The organism is Kribbella sp. NPDC048837 (assembly GCF_055586945.1).
This window is the reverse complement of sequence record NZ_JBVJHF010000001.1, coordinates 528,956-548,162: the sequence shown is the minus strand read 5'-3', so window position 1 is coordinate 548,162 and position 19,207 is coordinate 528,956. Positions and strand designations below refer to the sequence as shown.

General features: G+C 68.1%; 16 protein-coding genes, 1 tRNA gene and 1 pseudogene. 12 read left to right on the top strand and 6 right to left on the bottom strand.

Annotated elements, in window-relative coordinates; genetic code table 11:
* Positions 1–70: 70 nt before the first annotated feature.
* The 3 genes and pseudogenes from ACZ6O0_RS02670 to ACZ6O0_RS02660 all read left to right on the top strand — a co-directional run bounded on the left by ACZ6O0_RS02670 (position 71) and on the right by ACZ6O0_RS02660 (position 5,347).
* The gene (locus tag ACZ6O0_RS02670) at positions 71–952 is read left to right on the top strand and encodes an alpha/beta fold hydrolase (RefSeq protein WP_465763060.1); all 882 of its coding nucleotides are present in this window, start codon (positions 71–73) and stop codon (positions 950–952) included.
* Between the two features lie 1,354 nt (positions 953–2,306).
* Positions 2,307–2,639, top strand: a pseudogene (locus ACZ6O0_RS02665) (integrase core domain-containing protein); the annotation flags it as partial.
* A 968-nt stretch (positions 2,640–3,607) separates the two neighbouring features.
* Positions 3,608–5,347, top strand: a complete 1,740-nt coding sequence (locus ACZ6O0_RS02660; RefSeq protein WP_465764053.1) for a multicopper oxidase family protein — start codon at positions 3,608–3,610, stop codon at positions 5,345–5,347.
* A 314-nt stretch (positions 5,348–5,661) separates the two neighbouring features.
* On the opposite strand, the gene ACZ6O0_RS02655 is transcribed toward ACZ6O0_RS02660, so the two are convergent.
* Both ACZ6O0_RS02655 and ACZ6O0_RS02650 read right to left on the bottom strand, forming a co-directional pair.
* The gene (locus ACZ6O0_RS02655) at positions 5,662–6,303 is read right to left on the bottom strand and encodes a ferric reductase (RefSeq protein ID WP_465763059.1); all 642 of its coding nucleotides are present in this window, start codon (positions 6,301–6,303) and stop codon (positions 5,662–5,664) included.
* Positions 6,303–6,578, bottom strand: coding sequence for a hypothetical protein (locus tag ACZ6O0_RS02650; protein WP_465763058.1), 276 nt, complete (start codon positions 6,576–6,578; stop codon positions 6,303–6,305). The genes ACZ6O0_RS02655 and ACZ6O0_RS02650 overlap by 1 nt, the downstream gene beginning before the upstream one ends.
* Before the next feature lie 303 nt (positions 6,579–6,881).
* On the opposite strand from ACZ6O0_RS02650, the gene ACZ6O0_RS02645 reads away from it, so the two are divergent.
* Together ACZ6O0_RS02645 and ACZ6O0_RS02640 are read left to right on the top strand one after the other, a co-directional pair.
* A complete protein-coding gene (locus ACZ6O0_RS02645) occupies positions 6,882–7,208 on the top strand; it encodes a hypothetical protein (RefSeq protein ID WP_465763057.1) in 327 nt (108 codons plus the stop codon).
* Between the two features lie 1,110 nt (positions 7,209–8,318).
* Positions 8,319–9,230 (top strand): cyclase family protein, encoded by a 912-nt coding sequence (locus tag ACZ6O0_RS02640; protein WP_465763056.1) that lies wholly within the window; start codon positions 8,319–8,321, stop codon positions 9,228–9,230.
* A 90-nt stretch (positions 9,231–9,320) separates the two neighbouring features.
* Here ACZ6O0_RS02640 and ACZ6O0_RS02635 read toward each other — a convergent pair whose 3' ends face one another.
* Together ACZ6O0_RS02635 and ACZ6O0_RS02630 are read right to left on the bottom strand one after the other, a co-directional pair.
* On the bottom strand, positions 9,321–9,725 hold the full coding sequence (locus tag ACZ6O0_RS02635) for a nitroreductase family deazaflavin-dependent oxidoreductase (RefSeq protein WP_465763055.1): 405 nt from the start codon (positions 9,723–9,725) through the stop codon (positions 9,321–9,323).
* Positions 9,726–10,237: 512 nt separating this feature from the next.
* Positions 10,238–11,143 (bottom strand): hypothetical protein, encoded by a 906-nt coding sequence (locus ACZ6O0_RS02630; protein ID WP_465763054.1) that lies wholly within the window; start codon positions 11,141–11,143, stop codon positions 10,238–10,240.
* 623 nt (positions 11,144–11,766) lie between these two features.
* On the opposite strand from ACZ6O0_RS02630, the gene ACZ6O0_RS02625 reads away from it, so the two are divergent.
* A complete protein-coding gene (locus tag ACZ6O0_RS02625; protein ID WP_465763053.1) occupies positions 11,767–12,099 on the top strand; it encodes a hypothetical protein in 333 nt (110 codons plus the stop codon).
* Here ACZ6O0_RS02625 and ACZ6O0_RS02620 read toward each other — a convergent pair.
* Positions 12,081–12,166 (bottom strand) — tRNA-Leu (locus ACZ6O0_RS02620). The genes ACZ6O0_RS02625 and ACZ6O0_RS02620 overlap by 19 nt on opposite strands.
* Positions 12,167–12,318: 152 nt before the next feature.
* On the opposite strand from ACZ6O0_RS02620, the gene ACZ6O0_RS02615 reads away from it, so the two are divergent.
* The 6 genes from ACZ6O0_RS02615 (at position 12,319) to ACZ6O0_RS02590 (ending at position 16,722) form a co-directional block, all read left to right on the top strand.
* Positions 12,319–13,128, top strand: coding sequence for a maleylpyruvate isomerase family mycothiol-dependent enzyme (locus tag ACZ6O0_RS02615; protein WP_465763052.1), 810 nt, complete (start codon positions 12,319–12,321; stop codon positions 13,126–13,128).
* Positions 13,129–13,136: 8 nt separating this feature from the next.
* A complete protein-coding gene (locus tag ACZ6O0_RS02610; protein WP_465763051.1) occupies positions 13,137–13,625 on the top strand; it encodes a VOC family protein in 489 nt (162 codons plus the stop codon).
* 67 nt (positions 13,626–13,692) lie between these two features.
* Positions 13,693–14,385, top strand: a complete 693-nt coding sequence (locus ACZ6O0_RS02605; protein ID WP_465763050.1) for a hypothetical protein — start codon at positions 13,693–13,695, stop codon at positions 14,383–14,385.
* Between the two features lie 8 nt (positions 14,386–14,393).
* Positions 14,394–14,942 (top strand): DUF6529 family protein, encoded by a 549-nt coding sequence (locus ACZ6O0_RS02600; RefSeq protein WP_465763049.1) that lies wholly within the window; start codon positions 14,394–14,396, stop codon positions 14,940–14,942.
* 11 nt (positions 14,943–14,953) lie between these two features.
* On the top strand, positions 14,954–15,352 hold the full coding sequence (locus ACZ6O0_RS02595) for a Rieske (2Fe-2S) protein (RefSeq protein WP_465763048.1): 399 nt from the start codon (positions 14,954–14,956) through the stop codon (positions 15,350–15,352).
* 38 nt (positions 15,353–15,390) lie between these two features.
* A complete protein-coding gene (locus tag ACZ6O0_RS02590; protein ID WP_465763047.1) occupies positions 15,391–16,722 on the top strand; it encodes a M20/M25/M40 family metallo-hydrolase in 1,332 nt (443 codons plus the stop codon).
* Here ACZ6O0_RS02590 and ACZ6O0_RS02585 read toward each other — a convergent pair.
* Positions 16,713–19,160, bottom strand: coding sequence for a glycosyl hydrolase (locus ACZ6O0_RS02585; RefSeq protein WP_465763046.1), 2,448 nt, complete (start codon positions 19,158–19,160; stop codon positions 16,713–16,715). The two genes, ACZ6O0_RS02590 and ACZ6O0_RS02585, sit on opposite strands and share 10 nt — an antisense overlap.
* Positions 19,161–19,207: the final 47 nt, after the last annotated feature.

The window sequence follows — 19,207 nt, the reverse complement described above, 5'->3', positions numbered from 1 at the left end:
GCTCGCGAGTTGCCCGTAGAGGTGGAAATGCCGTCGGCTCACGCCGATGGATCGCCTATTGTCACGTGTCATGACCGAGACTTTCGTGACCTCCGGTCCGCTGCGCTTGTGGACCGGACGGACCGGAAGCCCCGATCATCCCGCCGTCCTGCTGATCGCGGGTGCGTCGGCTCAGGGCATCACCTTCCCCGACGCGCTGGTCAACCGCCTCGTCGTTCGCGGCGTGCAGGTGATCCGGTTCGACCATCGCGACACCGGGCGCTCGAGCATCATCGACTTCGACCGGCATCCGTACGGCCTGTCCGACCTGGCCGCCGACGCTCTGGCCATCCTGGACGCCTATGAGCTGCCGTCGGCCCACGTCGCCGGGGCATCGATGGGCGGCGTGATCGCGCAGTGGCTGGCCGTGCACGAGCCGGCCCGCGTACGCTCCCTGACCCTGCTCTCCACCACCCCCATGGGTCAGGATCCCGGTCCGGTTTGGCAACGAGCCCTGGCCGGGCAACCCGCCGACCCCGACGACCTGCCTCCGCCGACCCCGCGTTTCCTGCAGCACCTGGCCGACTCGGACGGCGCCCCGCCGGGCGTGGAAACCGACATAGCCACCTTCCGGGTCATGAACGGCGATGTCCGCCCCTTCGACGAACCGGCCGTCAGAGCGATGCTCCAGCGCTGCTGGGCGAGGGCCACCGTCCCGTCCGCCGCTGCCCACCATGGCCTGATCGGCCGGAAGAAGGGCCCGGACCTGCTCACTCCCTTGTCGACGATCACCGCCCCGACCACGATCGTCCACGGTGACCAGGACCCGATCTTCACGCTGGCCCACGGCGAGGCTCTGGCCGCCGCCATCCCGGGTGCACACCTGCATGTCGTCCCTGGCATGGGCCACGTCTACTTTTCCCCAGGCCTCCCGGAGCAGCTCGCCGACCTGATCTCCGGGTATACCCCGTGACTCGGCCGGATCCACGACCGCATGCCCCGTGGCGATCACCCCTGACGGGTGGGCTGATTGACTCGATCCCCGCAACCACGACGTCGACCAGCTCGGCGATCTGATGGCTCCACCGGTCGACGACAGCCTCGACATGTACGCGGTGTAGAAGGCCGGCCGTGAACAACGTGAAGCACAATGGCCCCGAGCTGCTGGAGTCGCTCTCCGCTGAAGGCTGACACGACCCGATACAGTCGCAGCAGTGCGCGAGTTGCGGTTGCTCGATGCCGACTGCGAACGTTTAGTGTTTCCGGCGCAGGGTCAGGTAACGCAGCGCGTGTGGAAGGAAGAGAGCGAGAAGAGTGCGCATGCTCTTGGTTGCCTTTGACAATCCTCCTGGCAGAGACCCGTTGGTCCGGGTCGGTGCTCCACTAGGTGCACTGATCGGCTTCTGCCTGGGGTGGTTCTCAGGAGACTCGATCGGAAGTTCGCTGCTGCAGGCGATCGGCTTTGCTGTGTTCTTCACCTACGTGATATGCGGAGTCGTCCTCACCAGAGCACGTTCGTGGCTTCGGGCTCGGAGGAAGCGACGGCAATAGGGGGTGCTGGTGACACGTTCCTGTACCAGCACCCCAGGACGTGAGAACGCCGTCCCTCATCTCGGGCGGCGGATCAGGGACGGCGTTCGAGCCGGTCATGCCGCGGCGGTGGGCCGGCGAGCCCTTCGCGGCTGGGGCCGGGCCGGCCTGCTCCGGGGGCCTCTGCGCCGACCGGAACGCACGCTTGGTCCGCTCCAGCCGGTACGCCGTCTCCGCCTTGATCGAGTCTGGCGTCAACGGTGTTCCGAACATGGTGTCATCTCCTGTGATGTGTGGCGCCCTCGTGGGCGGCCGCTCACCCCTGCTACGAACACCTTTGGCCGGATCCGACACCGCCTCCGGAATTCTTTCGAGGACTTCCTGGTACGGACCCGGTAACCCACGTTGAGCGAGATGCACGGATGAGCCTGGCCACTGCCCGTCATGGCGGTGGCAGCTGCATGGCGAGCCCGGCATGCCGGGCGGGAGCCCCCTTCGAGTCGAACGGGACGTTCTCCGTCACCGAACTCTGTCAACTGAGGGCTCTGGGCTGGTGTGTCAGCAAGGTTTGGAGATGTGCCTGCTGAACGGCCTGGAACTCCCGAAGCTGGTCGGCCTACCGGCGCGCATTCAAGTCGCAGCGGGCGCTGATCCCGGTCGACACCTTCTACGAGTGGTAGAGACCGACGAGGTCGGCAAATGAGGCAAGAAGCTGAAGCAGCCGTTCGTGCTGCGCCCCGGTGGATGGCCGCTCGACGGTGGCTCTGGGCTTGTACGAGGTGGAGTTGCCCCGCTTTGTCCGCTACACCGAGCGACTGGCCGAGGCCGACGCCGTCGCAAGTGTCGGCAGCAAGCGCGACAGCTACGACAACGCGCTGGCCGAGGCGTTCAACGCGCTGTTCAAGGCCGAACTGATCCGCAACCCGGTCACCCGTCCGAACGGCGGCTGGAAGAACGTGGCCGACGTCGGAATCGCCGTCGCCGAGTACATCGACTGGTTCAACCATCGACGCCTTCACCGCGAGATCGGGCTCGTCCCGCCGGCCGAGTTCGATGCCAATCACCGATCCGACATCACGACCAGGCACTACCGTGAAACACCCGTCCTCACCAAGGTCGGATCCAAGTAACCGAGTCTCCACGAAACCCCGGGCGATTCAGCATCCGCCGCTCGGTCAAGTCAATCTGTTCTCTGCGTTCTCCGGAGGGCCGCCACCCGTCGCCGACGAACTCCTCCACAGTGCCTCCGGCCGCGACGACATGCGCTGTCACGTCATCGACTCACAGGTAGACGGTCGGCTCACCGTCGCCCGCGTAGTGAAGGACAGTGGGGCCGCGCAGCTGTTGGCTTGGAAGATTGTCGATCAGACGCGGCGCGCGGCGGGCGTGCACCTGGTCGGTGAGGGTGGTCCGCGTGCTGGGTAAGCAGGGGCAGTTGGACAGGATCGACGATCGTGCTGTCCCTGACTGCGCATGTATTCCAATTTCCCTTTGCGGAGCCTGTTGCTGCCATCCGTCCGATTCCTCGGCTGCAATGATCCCGTCACTCAACCAGTGGGCAGAAACTCGGCGGCCCTCCAGCGGTAGTGCCGAATGTCGGTTTTCCTGAGGACTTTCGCCCCAAGTTCCGCCGCCGGTGTCATTGTGCAATGACAGGATTCCGGCCCATCGGCGAGGGAGTCGGTTGAGGGCCTGGCGGCCCCACGGAGGGGACATGTCACAGGGTGATCGACGACCATCCCGGGGGAGGGGAGCGAACCCTGGTCGTCGACCGCCACGGCCGCGCCTTCTTGGTACAGGCTGTCAAAGGCTGAGCATGCACACCACCGAAGGTCCACCAGGGCGCATACCGTCGACGTATCCCGGAATCCCGTACCTGGCGATTCATACCCCGCGGCCAAACGGTGATGCTCCTGCCACCATCGCGAGCCGGTTTCGACGTTCCTGGTCGCGGCCGCCGTAGCTCGTGCAGGAGTGGCGCTCGAGACCCGCCACTGTTTTCCCGCGCGCGCCGCCGCCTCCGTACGTGTCCTGTGGCTTCTTGGCGGCCGATTTACCTCCGAGTCAGGACTTGTCCGGCGCGGGTTTAGCAAATGGCATGGATGACATCTCTCAAGAAAGTGGCGTGGAAGGGGAGGCCGAAATGTCTGAGTTGACACGGAGGCGGTTTCTTCAATATGGGGTAGGGGCTGGCGTCGTGCTCGCCGCACCGTCGGCGCTCCCGAGCCCGGCGATGGCCGCGATGGGCGGCAAGCTCACCAAGTACGTGACGCGTCTGCCGGTGCCTGGCAACGGGATCGTGGTGGCGTCGCCGGGAGCGCTGAACACGTATGCGTTCACGCAGCGCGAGATCAGTCGCCAGCTGCACCCGCAGCTACCGGCGACGCCGTTGTGGGCCTATGACGACGGCAGTGGCCTCGGTGGGCAGGTCGGCTCGATCGGGATGGCGATCGTGGCGCGCACCGGCGCCGCGATCGACGTCAGCTACACCCACCAACTGCCGGCAACGTATCCGGTCTGGGTCCCGGTCGACACGCGATTGACGCCGTTCGGCAACGAGGTGCGCGTCCTGACCCACCTACACGGCGGCGTGGTCTCGGGCGACAGCGACGGCAACCCCGCCGCGACGCCGGGCCTGTACCGCCCCGGCGAGACCCAGAGCGCGCACTATCCGAACAACCAGCCCGCGAGCCTGATCTGGTTCCACGATCACGGGCTCGGGACGACCCGACTGAACGTGTTCGCCGGCCTCGCAGGCGCCTACCTGATCTACGACCAGTTCGACACGGGCGGCGCGGACAACGCGAACGGGCTCCCGTCAGGCCCCTTCGAGATCCCACTCGTGGTGCAGGACCGCCAGTTCAACGCGAACGGCACATTCCTGTACCCGACCAGCCCGATCCCGGGCGTGACGTGGATCGGCGAGTACTTCGGCGACGTCATGCTCGTCAACGGGATGGTCTGGCCGTTCCTCGACGTCCAGCCACGGCTGTACCGGTTCCGGTTCATCAACGGCTGCAACTCGCGGATCCTGGACATGAACTTCGGCGGCGCGAGGACGTGGCAGATCGGCGCCGAGGTGGGCATGTTCGACACACCGGTACCGATCAAGGCGCTGATCATGGCACCCGGCGAGCGGGCCGACGTGCTGGTCGACTTCAGCGCCATGGCCGGACAGACACTCGTCGTCAAGAACACCAACCCGCCGAGACCGGCCGTGACCCCGGCCCCGGCACTGGGACAGGTGATGCAGATCCGGGTCGCCGCGGGCACACCCGTCGTCCCCACGATCCCGACCGCGCTCGTCGGCGGCCGCAAGGCGGATCTGCCGGCGCCACCAGCGAGCAAACGCCGCTTCATCACCCTCAACGAGGTCAACGTGGACACCGCCGCCTGGCGTCTGACGCTGAACGGGTCCGGCTTCATGGATCCCGACGCGCCGGTCACCGAGACCCCTGCAGCCGGCGATATCGAGGACTGGTACTACATCAACCTCACCGGCGACACGCACCCGATGCACACGCACCTGGTCGGCTTCCAGGTCGTGGCCCGGTTCCCGTTCAACGTCGCCGCCTACCTGGCCGCCGCCCCGAGTGGGCCGGGCGGATCCGGCGGCATCGACCCAAGTCCCTTCTATACCGGACCAATGCTGCCCGCCGACCCCAGCGAGCGCGGATTCAAAGACACCGTCCGCGCCAACCCGGGCCAGGTGACGATCATCCGCGCCAAGTTCGACATCCCGGCAGGCCTCACCACACCGCAGAAGTACGTCCACCACTGCCACATCGTCGAGCACGAGGACAACGACATGATGCGACCCTTCGTCGTCACCCCCTAGCCTCGACCGCAATTCAGGGGGGCCGATCCACCTGGACGGCTCTCATCTTCCCGGGCCGACGGTGCATTCGGTACGGCCAAGCGGATGGGTTCAACCCGGCGATGCCCCGGCGCTGACTTCGCGTACGGTCGTCCACGCGGTCCCACAGCGGGCTTCGCGACACCCGGAGGCCGGCGTCGCCGCGGCCGCGAAGCCCGAGGCGTCGGTCAGGTTCTGCGGGCAGCACGGCCGATCTGCGGCAGCGGGCCGTGCAGGTCATGATGCAGGGCCATCGCAGCCGTCCGTTGCGGTCCGAGCAGGTCGGCAGTCTCGGCCTACCGATGGTCCACACTGGGATCCGGACGGCGCAGTTCTGCGATCGCTGTCATCGCTGACTCCCTAGGATCTCGGCCCGCACGCGCTCGTGCGACGGTCAGCGGGTACCGGCGGTGATCCGCGCCGGCCTTTAGCCGGATGGTGACTGCGACCGCGACGGCCGCCAGGCAGGCCAGGTCGAGTCCGAGCATCCAGCTGGAGCCGCGGTCGGTGCCGGCCAGGAGGCCGTGCACGATGGACAGCGCCCACCCGGCGTACGCAATGCCGTGCACCAGCCTCCAGCGCCGGCTGAACACGGGGGACGTCGCCAGCCGGCCCCGGGCCGCGCCGACCACGGTCACGACCACGAACGCGTACAACGCCAGCGCGCCGACCAGCACCGCGACCGGGCGGTAGCCGGAGCCGAGCGGCCACAGCAGCGCGCTCGGCCTGATGTCGACGTAACTGTCGGAGATCACCGCGGTAAGGTGAGCGGCGATCAGCACGAGACCGGTCACCGCGGCCCCGCGGTGAACGTAGCCGAGCCCGAACCGCATGCCGGCGCCTTGCACAGCCGGTGCGAGCGCACCGAGCACGGTCGACAAGCTCAAGCAGACCAGCGCCATCGCACCGGCCGCGCGGGCCAGGTGCCACAACGTCATCAGGCGGCCCGCCGTTCCGACGACCAGCCGCCGAGTTCGCGGATCATGCCGTCGGTGCCGACCAGCCGGGTCGGCAACCGTGAGACCGGTACCAGCATCCCGGCATTCCGGTTGCCCTTGGACAGATCGGAATCCGGCCGAAATCGGCTGCCCGTGCGGTCAACCGGGCCCATCAGGTCGCGCAGATCGCGACAGGTGGCGGCGAGCGCGGCCTGGTCGTCAACGGTCAGCCTGACCGTGCAACTCCAGTCCGACCACCTGCTGGTCGCGGTCATGATCCGTTACTCCTGCCTGCCGGTGGCTGCTGGTTGCGCCCGACGCCACCGAGCCCGGAGGTGTTGTTCGGAACCTGAGGCTGCGACGTGGAAGGCTGCTGGGATCGACCGCCCTGGGTCGGAGCCGGCGACAGGCACGCGGACGGTGCGGATGGTACCGATGGCATCGCCGCCACAGGGTCGCGCGCCACGCTGGTCGGTGCCGCGCGGTAACCGGCGTCGCGCGCGCCGGCGTCCTCGCCATCCTCGTCGCCCTCATCGCTGTCACGATCGCCGTCGTGGCGAGGTTGAGCCGGCCGGTCGGTGCGGGTTCGGTCCGGCGTTGGTCCGGTCGCCACCTGTGGCGGCGGGCAGACCGGCTGGTTGGATGTGGAGTCCGGCGTCGGCATCGTGGCCGGCGACGAATCGGCGTTCGGCTGGTCGTCAGCCCCGCGCGTGGCGGTGACCCCTGCCTGGGAGCCAGAAGGCGGCGGGCCCTGGTCCAACCCCAGCACGATCAGACCGGTGCCGGCCACACCGGTGACTGTGACACCGGCCGCGGCCGCGGCCGACCGGCGAAGCCACCTGCGCCGGCGGCGGCAGGCAGCGTGGGACGCGTCGGCGGCACGCTCCCGGCCGCCGTCGGAGTGATCTCCTGTGCCAGTCATGCGACCAAGGTCCCGCCCGAGCGGTCAGGTCGACCCCAAGAAGACGTCAAGTCGAGCTCAAGTTTCTGTTGATACCAGGCTGAGAGGACGCCGGGGTCGTCACCGCTGTCTGCCACCCAGCGACCTCTCTACGCGGCCACTCGAGGTCTCACGACCGTGTCGACCCGCCCTCCGCTCGCCTCGGCGCACCGCCTGGCGATGTCGATCCCGAGCCCAGTCGCCCCGCGTCGCTCCAGATCCTGGCGGAGAACGTCGTGGAGTCGTTTGGCGAAGGGTAATCACGTCGTCGTCTGTGGGACCGTGACGACCGAGACCTGGATCGACGAGCACACTGGCGGAAGCAACCCCCAGCGGACGTTGGCGTAGATCGTGGGCCGCGCCCGCGCTGGGCCACCGCCCGGACCACCAAGACGACCCGCTCATCGGTCACCGACGAGACGCCGCACGACGTCAGCGAACACGAGGCCTCACCGAGGATCCTCGAGCGACAAGGACCGCTGACGCCCCACATCAACCTGCTGTCGGATCACATTGGACGAGGCGTTTCCGGAGATCAGGGGAGCCGCATACGTTGCCGTGAGCAGTCCGCGCCGCCGACCGTGTCTCCCACGGCCGTGGTGCTGTTCGTGGTGCGAAATGGTGTCATTCATGGAGATCCCCGGGGCGTGGTGCGGTCGCGAATGTAACTGAAGTCGCTGGTCGAGAGCCGCATGAGGCGTTGTCGTTCCTCCTTGTAATGAGAAGGTCGTCGGTTTGATTCCGACAGGTGGCTCCACCCAAACCCCCAGGTCATCCCTGAAGGAGTGGGGCCGGTCAGGGGTGCTTGACTGTTTCTGCTTCTTGGCCGGGTTGGGCCGTGCCGAGTGAGGCGTCGGGGTCGGGGCTCGGGCGTGGCCCGACCGCGTAGTGGCCGAGGGGGCTTGACGTCGGCGTCGTTCGGCGCCTGCTCTGGGTGGCCGTGCGATCGCCGGACTCGCTGGTGCAGAGGCCATCTGGCGACGGGCTACCCACAGGCGCGCAAAACGGGGAGGCTGACGACATGACCGGTAGGGGACCTACGGGCACCGGGGAGGCCAGACTCCCGCCGGGCCGGATGACCGAGGCGGAGTTCCGTTCGTTGTACGAGCAACTGCGCAACCAGCGGCCTTGGGGGCCGGACGACCGGCGAGGGGCGTTGAACTATCTCACTTCCGCCGGAACCGTGGCCGGCGCAGGTGAAGTCAGGCTGGGTCGCGCGGTGTCGCTCGCCGCACCGGTGGAGGGACGGGTGACGCCTGACGACCCCGAACCCGCCCGGCACCAGATGAAAGGGCCACCGGCCGCGGAGGCCGGCCGAGGTGTCGCGTTCGGCATGGACCGGATCGAGATGAACATTCACGGCAACGCCGACAGCCACCTCGACGCCCTGTGCCACGTGATCTTCGACGGCGAGCTGTACAACGGGGTGCCCGCGGACACCATCACCGAGAGCGGCGCGACCGAGCTGTCCGTCGGAGTGGCCGCCGACGGGATCGTCGGCCGCGGGGTGCTCCTCGATGTACCACGGTCTCGCGGGGTGGCCTGGCTGGACCCCGGCGACCACGTGACCGTCGACGACCTGCTGTCCGCGGAGCGCGACCAAGGCGTCCACGTCCGCCGTGGCGACATTCTGCTGGTGCGGGTGGGTCACCGGCAGCGGCGGGAAGTGCGCGGGCCCTGGGATGCGGCCGCGGTCCGGGCCGGGCTGCACCCGGAGGTGATGGCGCTGCTGGCCGAGCGGCAGATCGCGGTTCTGGGCGGTGATGGGAACAATGACACCGCGCCGAGCCTGACCGAAGGGGTGGCCTTTCCCGTCCACGTCCTTGCCGTCCACGCGCTCGGCGTGATGCTGCTGGACTACCTCCAGTTCGATGACCTCGCGCGGATATGCGAGGAAACGGCGCGCTGGACCTTCCTGTGCGTCATCGCGCCGCTGCGGCTGCCGACCGCGACCGGGTCGCCGATCAACCCGATCGCCGTTCTGTGACCCCTCACGCGCCCGTCGCCGCGGAGTGGTTGGCGGCTTCGGGGTAGTGCTTCGGATCGGAGCGGGGCTCCCGTACCTGGCAGGGCACGCTCAGATGCTCGGCGCCGGCCGCATCGTCAGGTACTGCGTGACTCCGGCGACACGGCGTTCGATGAGCCGGACCGGGAACGGTGCCGGGCGGAGTTCGGGGTCGGTGACCAGCTCGGGGTCAACCAGATGCACGACCTGGCCACGGGTCTTCAGCGAGCACGAACCGGCCGCGAGGATGTTCTTCACCCACTGCGCCTCGGACCCGTACGTCAGAAAGAAGACGTACTTGTCGTCTCGCCGGAACACGTTCAGCGGTGTGCTGTAGATCCGCCCGCTGCGCCGTCCGCGGTAAGTCACGATCCCGAACCCCGGCAGTCGTCCCGCGACATGTCGCAACACAGGATTCAGGTACCGCGTGGCGACATGCCGAAACCGCCACGCCCGCGTCCGCCCATCTGCGCTCATGCCACCACGCTACTGAGACCCGCCGGGCATGAGCGCGTCGTCAGACCCGGCCGGTGATGGTCCAATTGACCCATGTCACGCCCACTTCGCACCACAGATAGCCCCACGCGGAGCAGTAGTGGCGAAGGCGCTTGTCGGTAGACCGGCCTCTGACCAGCGGGATTAGTTAGAGCGCCCGGCAGGACTCGAACCTGCGACCAACGGACTAGAAGACCGCCAACGTGCCTTGGTGAGCGGCGAGGCCAGCACGGATGCGCAGCTTCTCGATCGACGCGGTGACTCAAGTGCTACCCGACACTCCTATCTGGCAGCAGGACGAAAGTCGGTACCGGGATCCAGGTGACCCGGCCGTCCTTGTCGCGGACGCGGCCAAGCCACTCGCCGTTGACCGCTCCGTCCCAGACGCCGAATCTGTCGATCCGTCGTCGGACGGGCGCACCGTGAACCGACCAAGCGTGGGTCCACGATAGCTTGGGTTCGAACATATGTTCTACTCGGTCTTATGGCTACCATCAGCCTTCGAGGTTCGCCAGGCGCTGCTGGTTGGTGTCGCGGCGGCGCTGAGCGGCGGCTGCGTTGCGGGTGGTGCGGTCGCGTTCGAGTTGGAGGCGCCTGGTGCGGCGTTCGGCGTCGCGGAGCTGTTGGCGGGCGTGCTCGAGTTCCTCGGTGAGGCGCTCGATGGTCGCCTTGAGGTCGGATTTGAGGTGGTCGTGTGCGTCGAGTTCTGCCTCGGCCTGCGCCCGTTCGGACTCGGCGTGGGCGTAGTCAGCCTCTGCCTCCTGCGCGCGGGACTCGAGTTCTGCGCGGCGCCTGTTCAGGGCATCGTCGGCTGTGCTGGTCGAGCGCGCCCGCCGTGCCACCCGCTTCGCCGGCGGCTTTGGGCGGGCGCTGCGTACGACTCTGGGTTTGAGGGGCGCGAGCTGGGCTGGTTGGCCGGTTTCGTCGACGACTCCGAAGCCGACGTGGCGCAGCGCGCTGGTCAGGTGTCCGGTGCGGAGGATTTGCGCGGCGCCGGGGTCGATCAGGGCTGCGTCGAGGGTTTCTGTGAGCTTCTGGGCGATCTGTTCGCTCACCGGATGGCCTAGTTCCTGAGCGTGTGCCCGAGCGGTCTTGACCAGTTCTGCGACGAGAGCGTGGCGGCGGGGAGTCAGTCGGCGTAGGCGAGTTCCGTCGGCTGTGAGGTGGGCCTGGCGTAGTTCCTCGCCGAGTTCGGTGAGGTTGTTGATGCCGTCGGGATCGGCTCGCACCAGCTGGTTGGCGAGCCAGGCGGCGAGTGTCGGCTTCCGGAGTCCCTTGACGGCCGCGCTGGTCTGCGGGTCGCCGGCGGCGGTCGCTGTCTTGGCGAGGTCGTTGCGGGCAGCAATGAACTGCTCGGGTGTGAGCCCGTACAGCTCGACGGCGGCCGCGTTGACGTCCATGCTTCCCACGATGCGGCCGCGGTGAGGGCCCGGCAAGGGTCGTCGCGGACCGCATGCTTTCGGACTCCGATGGTCAGCGACGCGAATGGTTGGGCACCGTGCCGGCTGGGTGGCGTTGAGCGGATATGACGGTTGGGCGGTCCCCGAGCGAACGAGAAGAGCCGAGCCGGAACCCGGATCTGTGGATAACTGTGGTGGTGCCGGTGCTTTGTCCACAGGCGGCTCGTGTGCTGTGCCGGATTGTTGTACGGCTGGCGAAGGTGGAGCGCGGGACCGACGACGCTTCCGCGATGGAGGAGAGGCGTCTTGAGCGGCGATGAGGTCGACGAGTGGTCGACGCTGGATGACTTGTCGGGGATGAGGCGCTGGCTGAGACGCCGGTGTCGGGGGAGGGGATCAGGCGGCTGGCGTTCTACGGGCGGTGTTCGACGGAGGACAACCAGGATCCGAGGACGTCGAACGCGTGGCAGGTGGGGAGGCGGAGCGGTTTGTGGGGCCGCTGGGTGGGGTGATCGTCGAGGACTTCTTCGACATCGGCCAGTTGCGGTCATTGCCCTGGGAGCGGCGTCAGGAGGCCAGCCGGCTGTTGAGGGCGTTGAAGGATCCCGGGCGCGGATGCGACGATGACGCGGCTTCAACGTGCTCTGGAGGCCGGCTGGGATCCCGAGGCATTGACGAGTCAATACAACGCTGCCACGGCGGAGAAGAAGGCTGCGCTGGCGGGGCTGGAGGCGTTGGAGCCGGCCGAGCGGCTGAGTGCGGTGGACGTCCGTGCGATGGTGCAGGAGCTGGGCGCTGTGAAGGCGGTGCTGGATCAGGCCGATCGAGCGGACCTGGCTGAGTTGTACGGCGCCCTGGCCCTGGAAGTGTCCTACAACCACAAAACGCGGGTGGCTGATGTTTCCATCAATCCAACTCCGCGTGTGGTTAGCCTGCGTGTCCGAGGGGGGACTTGAACCCCCACGCCCCGCGAAGGGCACTAGCACCTCAAGCTAGCGCGTCTGCCTATTCCGCCACCCGGACGAGTGGTCTGACCGCCTCAGCGGTGCCGACCGGAGAACAGTAGCAAACTCCAGGGGTGGAATTCACATCGGGTGGTTGGGGTGGTGACGCCGGCGTGGTGGGGGCGTAATTTGAAATTCAAGTGGTTGTCCTCGGGTGGGAGGTGAGCGGGCGTGAGCGGGTGGAACGGCATGTCCTTCGAGGGTAAGGAGACGATCCTCGGGGTGGTCCGGGCGGAGGCCGGGCGGTTCTTCGAGATGGTGGACTCCGACGACGTCTGGGAGGCGCCGACCGGGGCGGGGCACTGGCAGGTGCGGGACGTGGTGGCGCACATCACGGACACGACCGAGGCGTACTTCGTGGCCTTCGACGCGGCCCGGGGTGGCGAGGACGTGCCACCGGCGTACGGGCTGCCGGGGATGGCGGAGCGGGTGGACAAGCAGGCGCTCGCGCTGCGGAACGTGCCGCGGGCCGAACTGGTCGACCGGCTGCGGGTGGACTTCGACAAGATGATGGGGATCTTCGACGCGCTGGGCCCGGAGGAGTGGACGGGGTTCAACGTCCCGCACTTCTACATGGGGCCGCTGCCGTCGTTCTTCTTCCCCGCGTTCCAGTTGATGGACTACGGCGTCCACTCCTGGGACATCCGGCAGGGGACCGGGCGGGCGCACGGGCTGTCGGGCGACGCCGCGGACCTGCTGGTGCCGTTCATGTTCGTGCTGTGGAAGTACACCACCGGCGCGAAGGACCCGTGCGAGCTCGGGATCCGGATCACCAGCGGCCCGAACGCGGGGGACACCCGTGTGCAGGTCGGCGAGGACGGTATGGACTACGAGCCCGGTGATGCGACCGGTCTGCCGACCGTGCTCGAGTTCGACCCGGGCAGTTTCGTCCTGACCGCGTTCGGCCGGAGCAACGCCGGTACGATCCGGGGCGATCGGGCTGTCGCCGATCGCTATCTGAACCTGTTCTTCCGGATCTGAGGGGACCCATGACCGATATCGACCTGCCCGCGATCGAGGCCGAGCGTGACCGGATCAGAACGACGTACCTGAAACCGGGTGGGACCAGTTCCGCGCGCGGGCTGCACCACACCGCGCTGCTGTGCGCGGACGTCGAGCGCACCGTCAAGTTCTACCAGGGCGTCCTCGAGTTCCCGCTGACCGAGATCGTCGGGAACCGGGACTACGAGGGCTCCAACCACTTCTTCTTCGACATCGGCAACGGCAACCTGCTCGCGTTCTTCGACTTTCCGGGCCTCGACCTCGGTCCGTACGCCGAAGTCCTGGGCGGACTGCACCACATGGCGATCTCGGTGGAGCCGGCCAAGTGGCAGCAGCTGAAGAAGAACCTCGACGAGGCCGGCGTGGAGTACATGGAGGAGAGCGGTACGTCGATCTACTTCCGGGACCCCGATGGCGCGCGGATCGAGCTGATCGCCGACCCGCTGGGGGAGATGTACGGCCTGAAGGTGCTCTGACCTCAGGCGTTGACCGGTTGCGCGCTGGGCGGGATCCTCGTCTCAACGCGCTCCGGGGGGACACGAGATGGGGCAACGTAGTCCGTTGGTGACGCTCGCGGCCACGGCCGTGGGCCTCGTCGCCCTGCTCCTGGTGAACAGCACCCAGACGGGTACGCCGACCGCCACGGACACCGCGTCCGCGACCCAAACGACGGCCCCGCCGACCACCGAGCCGACCACGGAGCCGCCGACCACAGAGCCACCAACGACGGAGACGCCGACCACCGAGCCCACGCCGCCGTCAGCCACCCAGACAACCCCCCAGCACCTCACAGTTGTCTACGTAGGCAAGACAACTGAGCGTGAGGCGACTATCGCCATCGCGGTGAAGGGCGAGCAGGCCGTCGCCTACGTCTGCGACGGCCGCCGCCTGGAGGCCTGGCTGACCGGAACGGTCGCCGACGGCCAGATCGCCCTGCGATCCCGCACCGGTGAACAGCTGGTAGCCACAGTCGATGCGAACACCGCGACCGGATCGCTCACGCTCGACGGCCGCACCCTGCAGTTCGCAGTCGACCTGGCCGGGCCGCCGGCCGGCCTCTACCGATCGTCGGGCAGCAGCCGGACCATCGGATGGATCGTCCTGCCGGACGGCAGCCAGGTCGGCGTCGACAACGACGGCTCACCCGCTCCGGCCCCGCAACTCGATCCGTCCACTGGTTTCGCCACCGGCGTACCGACCCCGGCGCGGTCGATCAACGGCGACGAGACCTTCTGAGGAGTGCTATGACCACGGTGCAGGTCCACCACGTGAGCAGGGTCGCAATCCCCCTCTCGGTCGGTGCCCTTGTCGCCGTCGCTCTGGGCGTCTACGGCCGGGTCCACGATCCCACCGGTGTCGCGATCAACATCGCCGGGTTCTCGAGCTTCCAGTCGGTGAAGGCCTGGCTGGCGACCCTCGCGCTCGTGCTCGGCCTGCTGCAGGTCGTGACGGCGATGGCCCTGTTCGGACATTTCCGCGGCTTGTCCGGCCGAGCCTGGGTCGGCCCAGTGCACCGCTGGTCGGGTCGCGCCGCGGTTGCGGTCACGCTCCCCGTGGTCGCCCACTGCCTCTATGCATTGGGCTTCCAGTACGGCGAACCGCGCGTACTGATCCATTCACTCCTCGGCTGCTTCTTCTACGGCGCATTCGTCGCGAAGATGCTCACACTGAGTCGTACGGACGCGCCGTCCTGGCTGCTGCCCGTCGTGGGCGGCGCCGTGTTCACCGGCCTGGTCGGACTGTGGCTGACCTCGTCGCTCTGGTTCTTCAACACATTCGGAGTCATCCGGTGAAGGGACGAGCCATGGACGAACCCGCTCGCCGCACCGTCCTTGCTGCCGTACTCGGCGTCACTGTCGCCGGCTGCGCCAAGTACGGCGAACCCAAGAACACGCCGGCGGCCTCGGCGCCCGCCAACGCCGTCCTCGGGAAGACCGCGGACATCCCGGTCGGCGGCGGAAAGATCTTCGCCCCGAACCAGGTCGTGGTCACGCAGCCGACCCAGGGCACGTTCAAGGCGTTCAGTTCGATCTGCACCCATCTGCAATGCCCGGTCGCGTCGGTCGAGAACGGCACCATCAACTGTGACTGCCACGGCAGCAAGTACGCGATCGCCGACGGTTCCGTGGTCGACGGGCCGGCGCCGAAACCCCTCCCGCCGAAGCAGATCACGGTCACCGGCGACTCGATCACCCTGACCTGACTCGGTTCCGGACCGCCCGGTGGGGGAGGATGGGCCGCATGACTACTCCGACCCCCAGCGACCGTACGGCGTACACCCCCGACGCCGAGGTGGTGGAGCTCTGCAGCGACCTGATCCGGATCGACACCACGAACTACGGCAACGGCAAGAGCAACGGTGAGCGGGTGGCCGCGGAGTACGTCGCGGCCAAGCTGGACGAGGTCGGGATCGAGTCCACGATCTACGAGGCGGAGCCCGGCCGGGCCACTCTGGTCGCGCACTGGGAGGGCGAGGACCAGTCGGCCGATCCGCTGCTCGTCCACGGTCACCTGGACGTCGTACCCGCGGATCCGAAGGACTGGAAGGTCGACCCGTTCGCCGGGGAGATCTTCGACGGCTGCGTCTGGGGTCGCGGCGCGGTCGACATGAAGGACTTCGACGCGATGGTGCTGTCGGTGGTCCGGGCCCGGCAGCGGGCCGGCGCGAAGCCGCGGCGACCCGTCCGGCTGGTCTTCACCGCCGACGAGGAGGCCGGCGGCGTGTACGGCGCGCAGTGGCTGATCAACAACCACCCGGACACCGTCGCCGACTGCACCGAGGGCATCGGCGAGGTCGGCGGGTTCTCGATCACGATCAGGGACGACCTGCGGCTGTACCTGATCGAGACGGCCGAGAAGGGCATGAACTGGATGCGGCTCAAGGCCCGCGGTACGGCGGGGCACGGGTCGATGGTGAACACCGACAACGCGGTCACCAACCTGGTCGAGGCGGTCACCCGGATCGGCACCTACGAGTGGCCGCTGCGGATCACGCCGACGGTCCGCGAGTTCCTGAAGACGCTGGAGGACGTGCTCGAGATCGAGCTCGACCCGGACGACATGACCGCGACGGTGGCGAAACTGGGGAGCTTCGCCCGGATGTTCGGCGCGACGATCCGCAACAGCTCGAACCCGACGATGCTGAATGCCGGCTACAAGGTGAACGTGATCCCCGGCGACGCCGAGGCGCACATCGACGGCCGGTTCCTGCCCGGGTACGAGGACGAGTTCTTCGCGACCATCGACGAGCTGATCGGCGACAAGGTCCAGCGCGAGACCGTGGTCGAGGACATCGCGCTGGAGACCGAGTTCAGCGGTGGCCTGGTCGAGGCGATGAAGGCGTGCCTCGAGGCCGAGGACCCGCAGGCCCGGACCGCGCCGCTGCTGATGTCGGGCGGCACGGACGCGAAGTCGTGGAGCCGGCTGGGCGTGCGCTGCTTCGGTTTCGTACCGCTGCAGCTGCCGCCGGACCTCGACTTCATGGGCATGTTCCACGGCATCGACGAGCGCGTGCCGACGAGTTCCCTGGAGTTCGGCTCCCGCGTCCTGGACCGCTTCCTCGATCAGGCCTGATGCCGGAGGACCACCACCGGTGGGTTGAGCAGGCCTGAGTGCAGGAAGTCCCCAGCGTGCTCGATGTCCTGCAGGTCGAAGCGGCGGCCGTAGTGCACTGTCGCCGCCTCGACGAGCGGTGCGAGGTGGGGATCCGCGGCCAAGGCGTTGGCGGCGGTGTTGTGGACGACGATGCGCAGGGCGTTCGGCCCGGGCTTCGCTGCCGGTGTCAGATCGAGCCGGTACGGCGGCGCCCAGAGAACACCGCACGGGCCGCCGTTGAGCCAGACCTCAGCGGCGACTCCGATCGGCGGCACCAGCATCGCCCGGTAGGAGCTACTCGGCAGGTAGTCCTCGGTCCCGTCTGGTACGGCGTCGCCGGCGCCGAAGTCGAGCAGTACGCGCGTGGTCGTGTCGAGCTCTGGCAGGTCGATCTCGGTCTCGTAGGCAGCCGACCCCGAGTACGCCGACCGTCCGGGGTCGTCCTCCCAGCGGTGCGGAAGCGTCACGGGCGTGGTCTCGCCGGCGAACTCGACCACCCACGCGCCACCGGCCGAGCCCACGGTCACCTCGTCGACTGACGTGCGCTCGGCGGCCGAGTCGACCGGGACAAGGACGGTCGCCTCGTACGGATGCAAGGTCACCTCCGCTCCGTCGGCGACCTCGACACCGCCGGTGGATGCGTCCCACCGCTCAACAGGCCCGTCGAAGCGGAAGGTCCGCGTCTGGTTGCCCGTGTTCGCGACGAAGTACACGTCGCCGTCGTCGAGTCGCCGGTGCACGACACCGATGTCCTCGTGTGCGGCCACCTTCGGTCCCGGCAGCTGAGCCACCGCCTCAGCAGGATCGCTGACGACCACACCGACCGCGTCGAGCCAGCGCTTGGTTGCCGTCGGCATCGTCGCGCCCGGGGGTACGACGACCAGCTCGACGCCAGCCGGATCGATCACGCTGATCGCGTCATCGTCGATCAGGTCGAAGTCGAGTCCCGCCGACCGGATGATCCGCGGGATCTCGTCACCGATCAGCCGCCGCACGACGCGGTACAGGTTGAGTGACTCGCCGACGTCTCCGCGCATCGCGGCGTACGCGTCCGAAGCAGGGACGTAGACCTTGATCGGGCGGACCGGGGTTCCCTGCTGCAGCAGCCAGGACAGGCGGTGCAGGTAGCCGAAGAGATCCGTTGCCACCGGCCACCAAGGGTTGCGGTCGTCCAGTGCGCCGGCGGCGTAGAAGATCCAGCCGAGCCCGGGTTCGCCGGACGGCGAGTACGGCCAGCCGTGGCCGATCAGCTGATTCACCCCGGACAAGAAGTGCTCGTGCGCCTCACCCTTGAGGTCGAGCGGGGTCGCGCGGAACGACGGCGAGTGGATCCAGGTCCAGGCCTCCGCCGACACCACCGACCGGCCGTGGATGCTCGCGGCCGACGAGGCCCATCTGGTCTCCGGCAGCCGGGTCCAGCCCCAGCCTTCGCCCTCGAACAGGTCGGCGAAGCGGTAGCTGCTCATCGTCGCCGGCGGTTCGCCGTAGCTCTGGATCCGGAACGGTACGCCATGGCCGGAGGCCCAGCGCTGGAAGACGGCGACGAAGTTCTCCTCGTACAGCTCCGACAGCATCCGGTGGAAGTCGATGCGCAGTTGCTTCGAGCCGGGCGTGTCGACGAGCAACTCGTAGAGTCGCGGTCGCAACGCATAACCACGCCGGCGCTCGAACTCCTCCATGACGGCCGGGGTCCAGTCGGCCTGATAGACCTCGAGGCTGTCGCAGAACACCGAGCCGACCAGCTCCGGGGTGGCCGCCATCAGCAGTGGCTCGGCGACACACCTGATGTGTTCCTCCGCCGCGGCCGCCGAGTAGTGGTCGAGCGCTGGTCCTTCCGCGCCGGCCGCGGCCCGCTTGACGTTCTGGCCCGTCAACCGGGAGTACGCGAGCAACACCTCGCGCGGCCCGTTTCCGCGCGGGACCCGGATCATCCCGTCCGTCACCGGAACCTCGACGTACGTCCTGGGCACGCCGGCGGACCCATCGCCCACGAACGCGGCGACCAGCTCGTCTCCCGGCCAGGCCTCCACCACCGGTACGTCGTACGCCTGGAGAGTGATCTCTCGCCGCTCCCAGTGGAGCCGGCGCGCGGCCAGGTCCGGTCCGATGTGCCCACCGCCGAACGACCAGCCGCTGCCCAGGGTGAGATCGAACCTGAGACCGAGAGAGCGCGCTCGCTGGGCGGCGTAGCCGACGTCGCCGAGGAACTTGTCCGAGCCGAAGGGCGTGTCGACCGGGCCGAGGGGATAGACGAAGGCGGCCTCGACGCCACCGAGCCCGGCCGCGGCCATCGCCTGCAGTTGGCGGTCGAGTTCACGCCGGTCCACCGAGGGCCCGAACCACCACCACCGCATCATCGGCCGCCCCTCGGGCGGCGGTGTCCGGAACTGGTTGCGTACCTCGTTCACGGTCGCCATGCGGCCAGCCCATCGCGATCCCGGAGCAGGGTCAACGCCGGTGACCA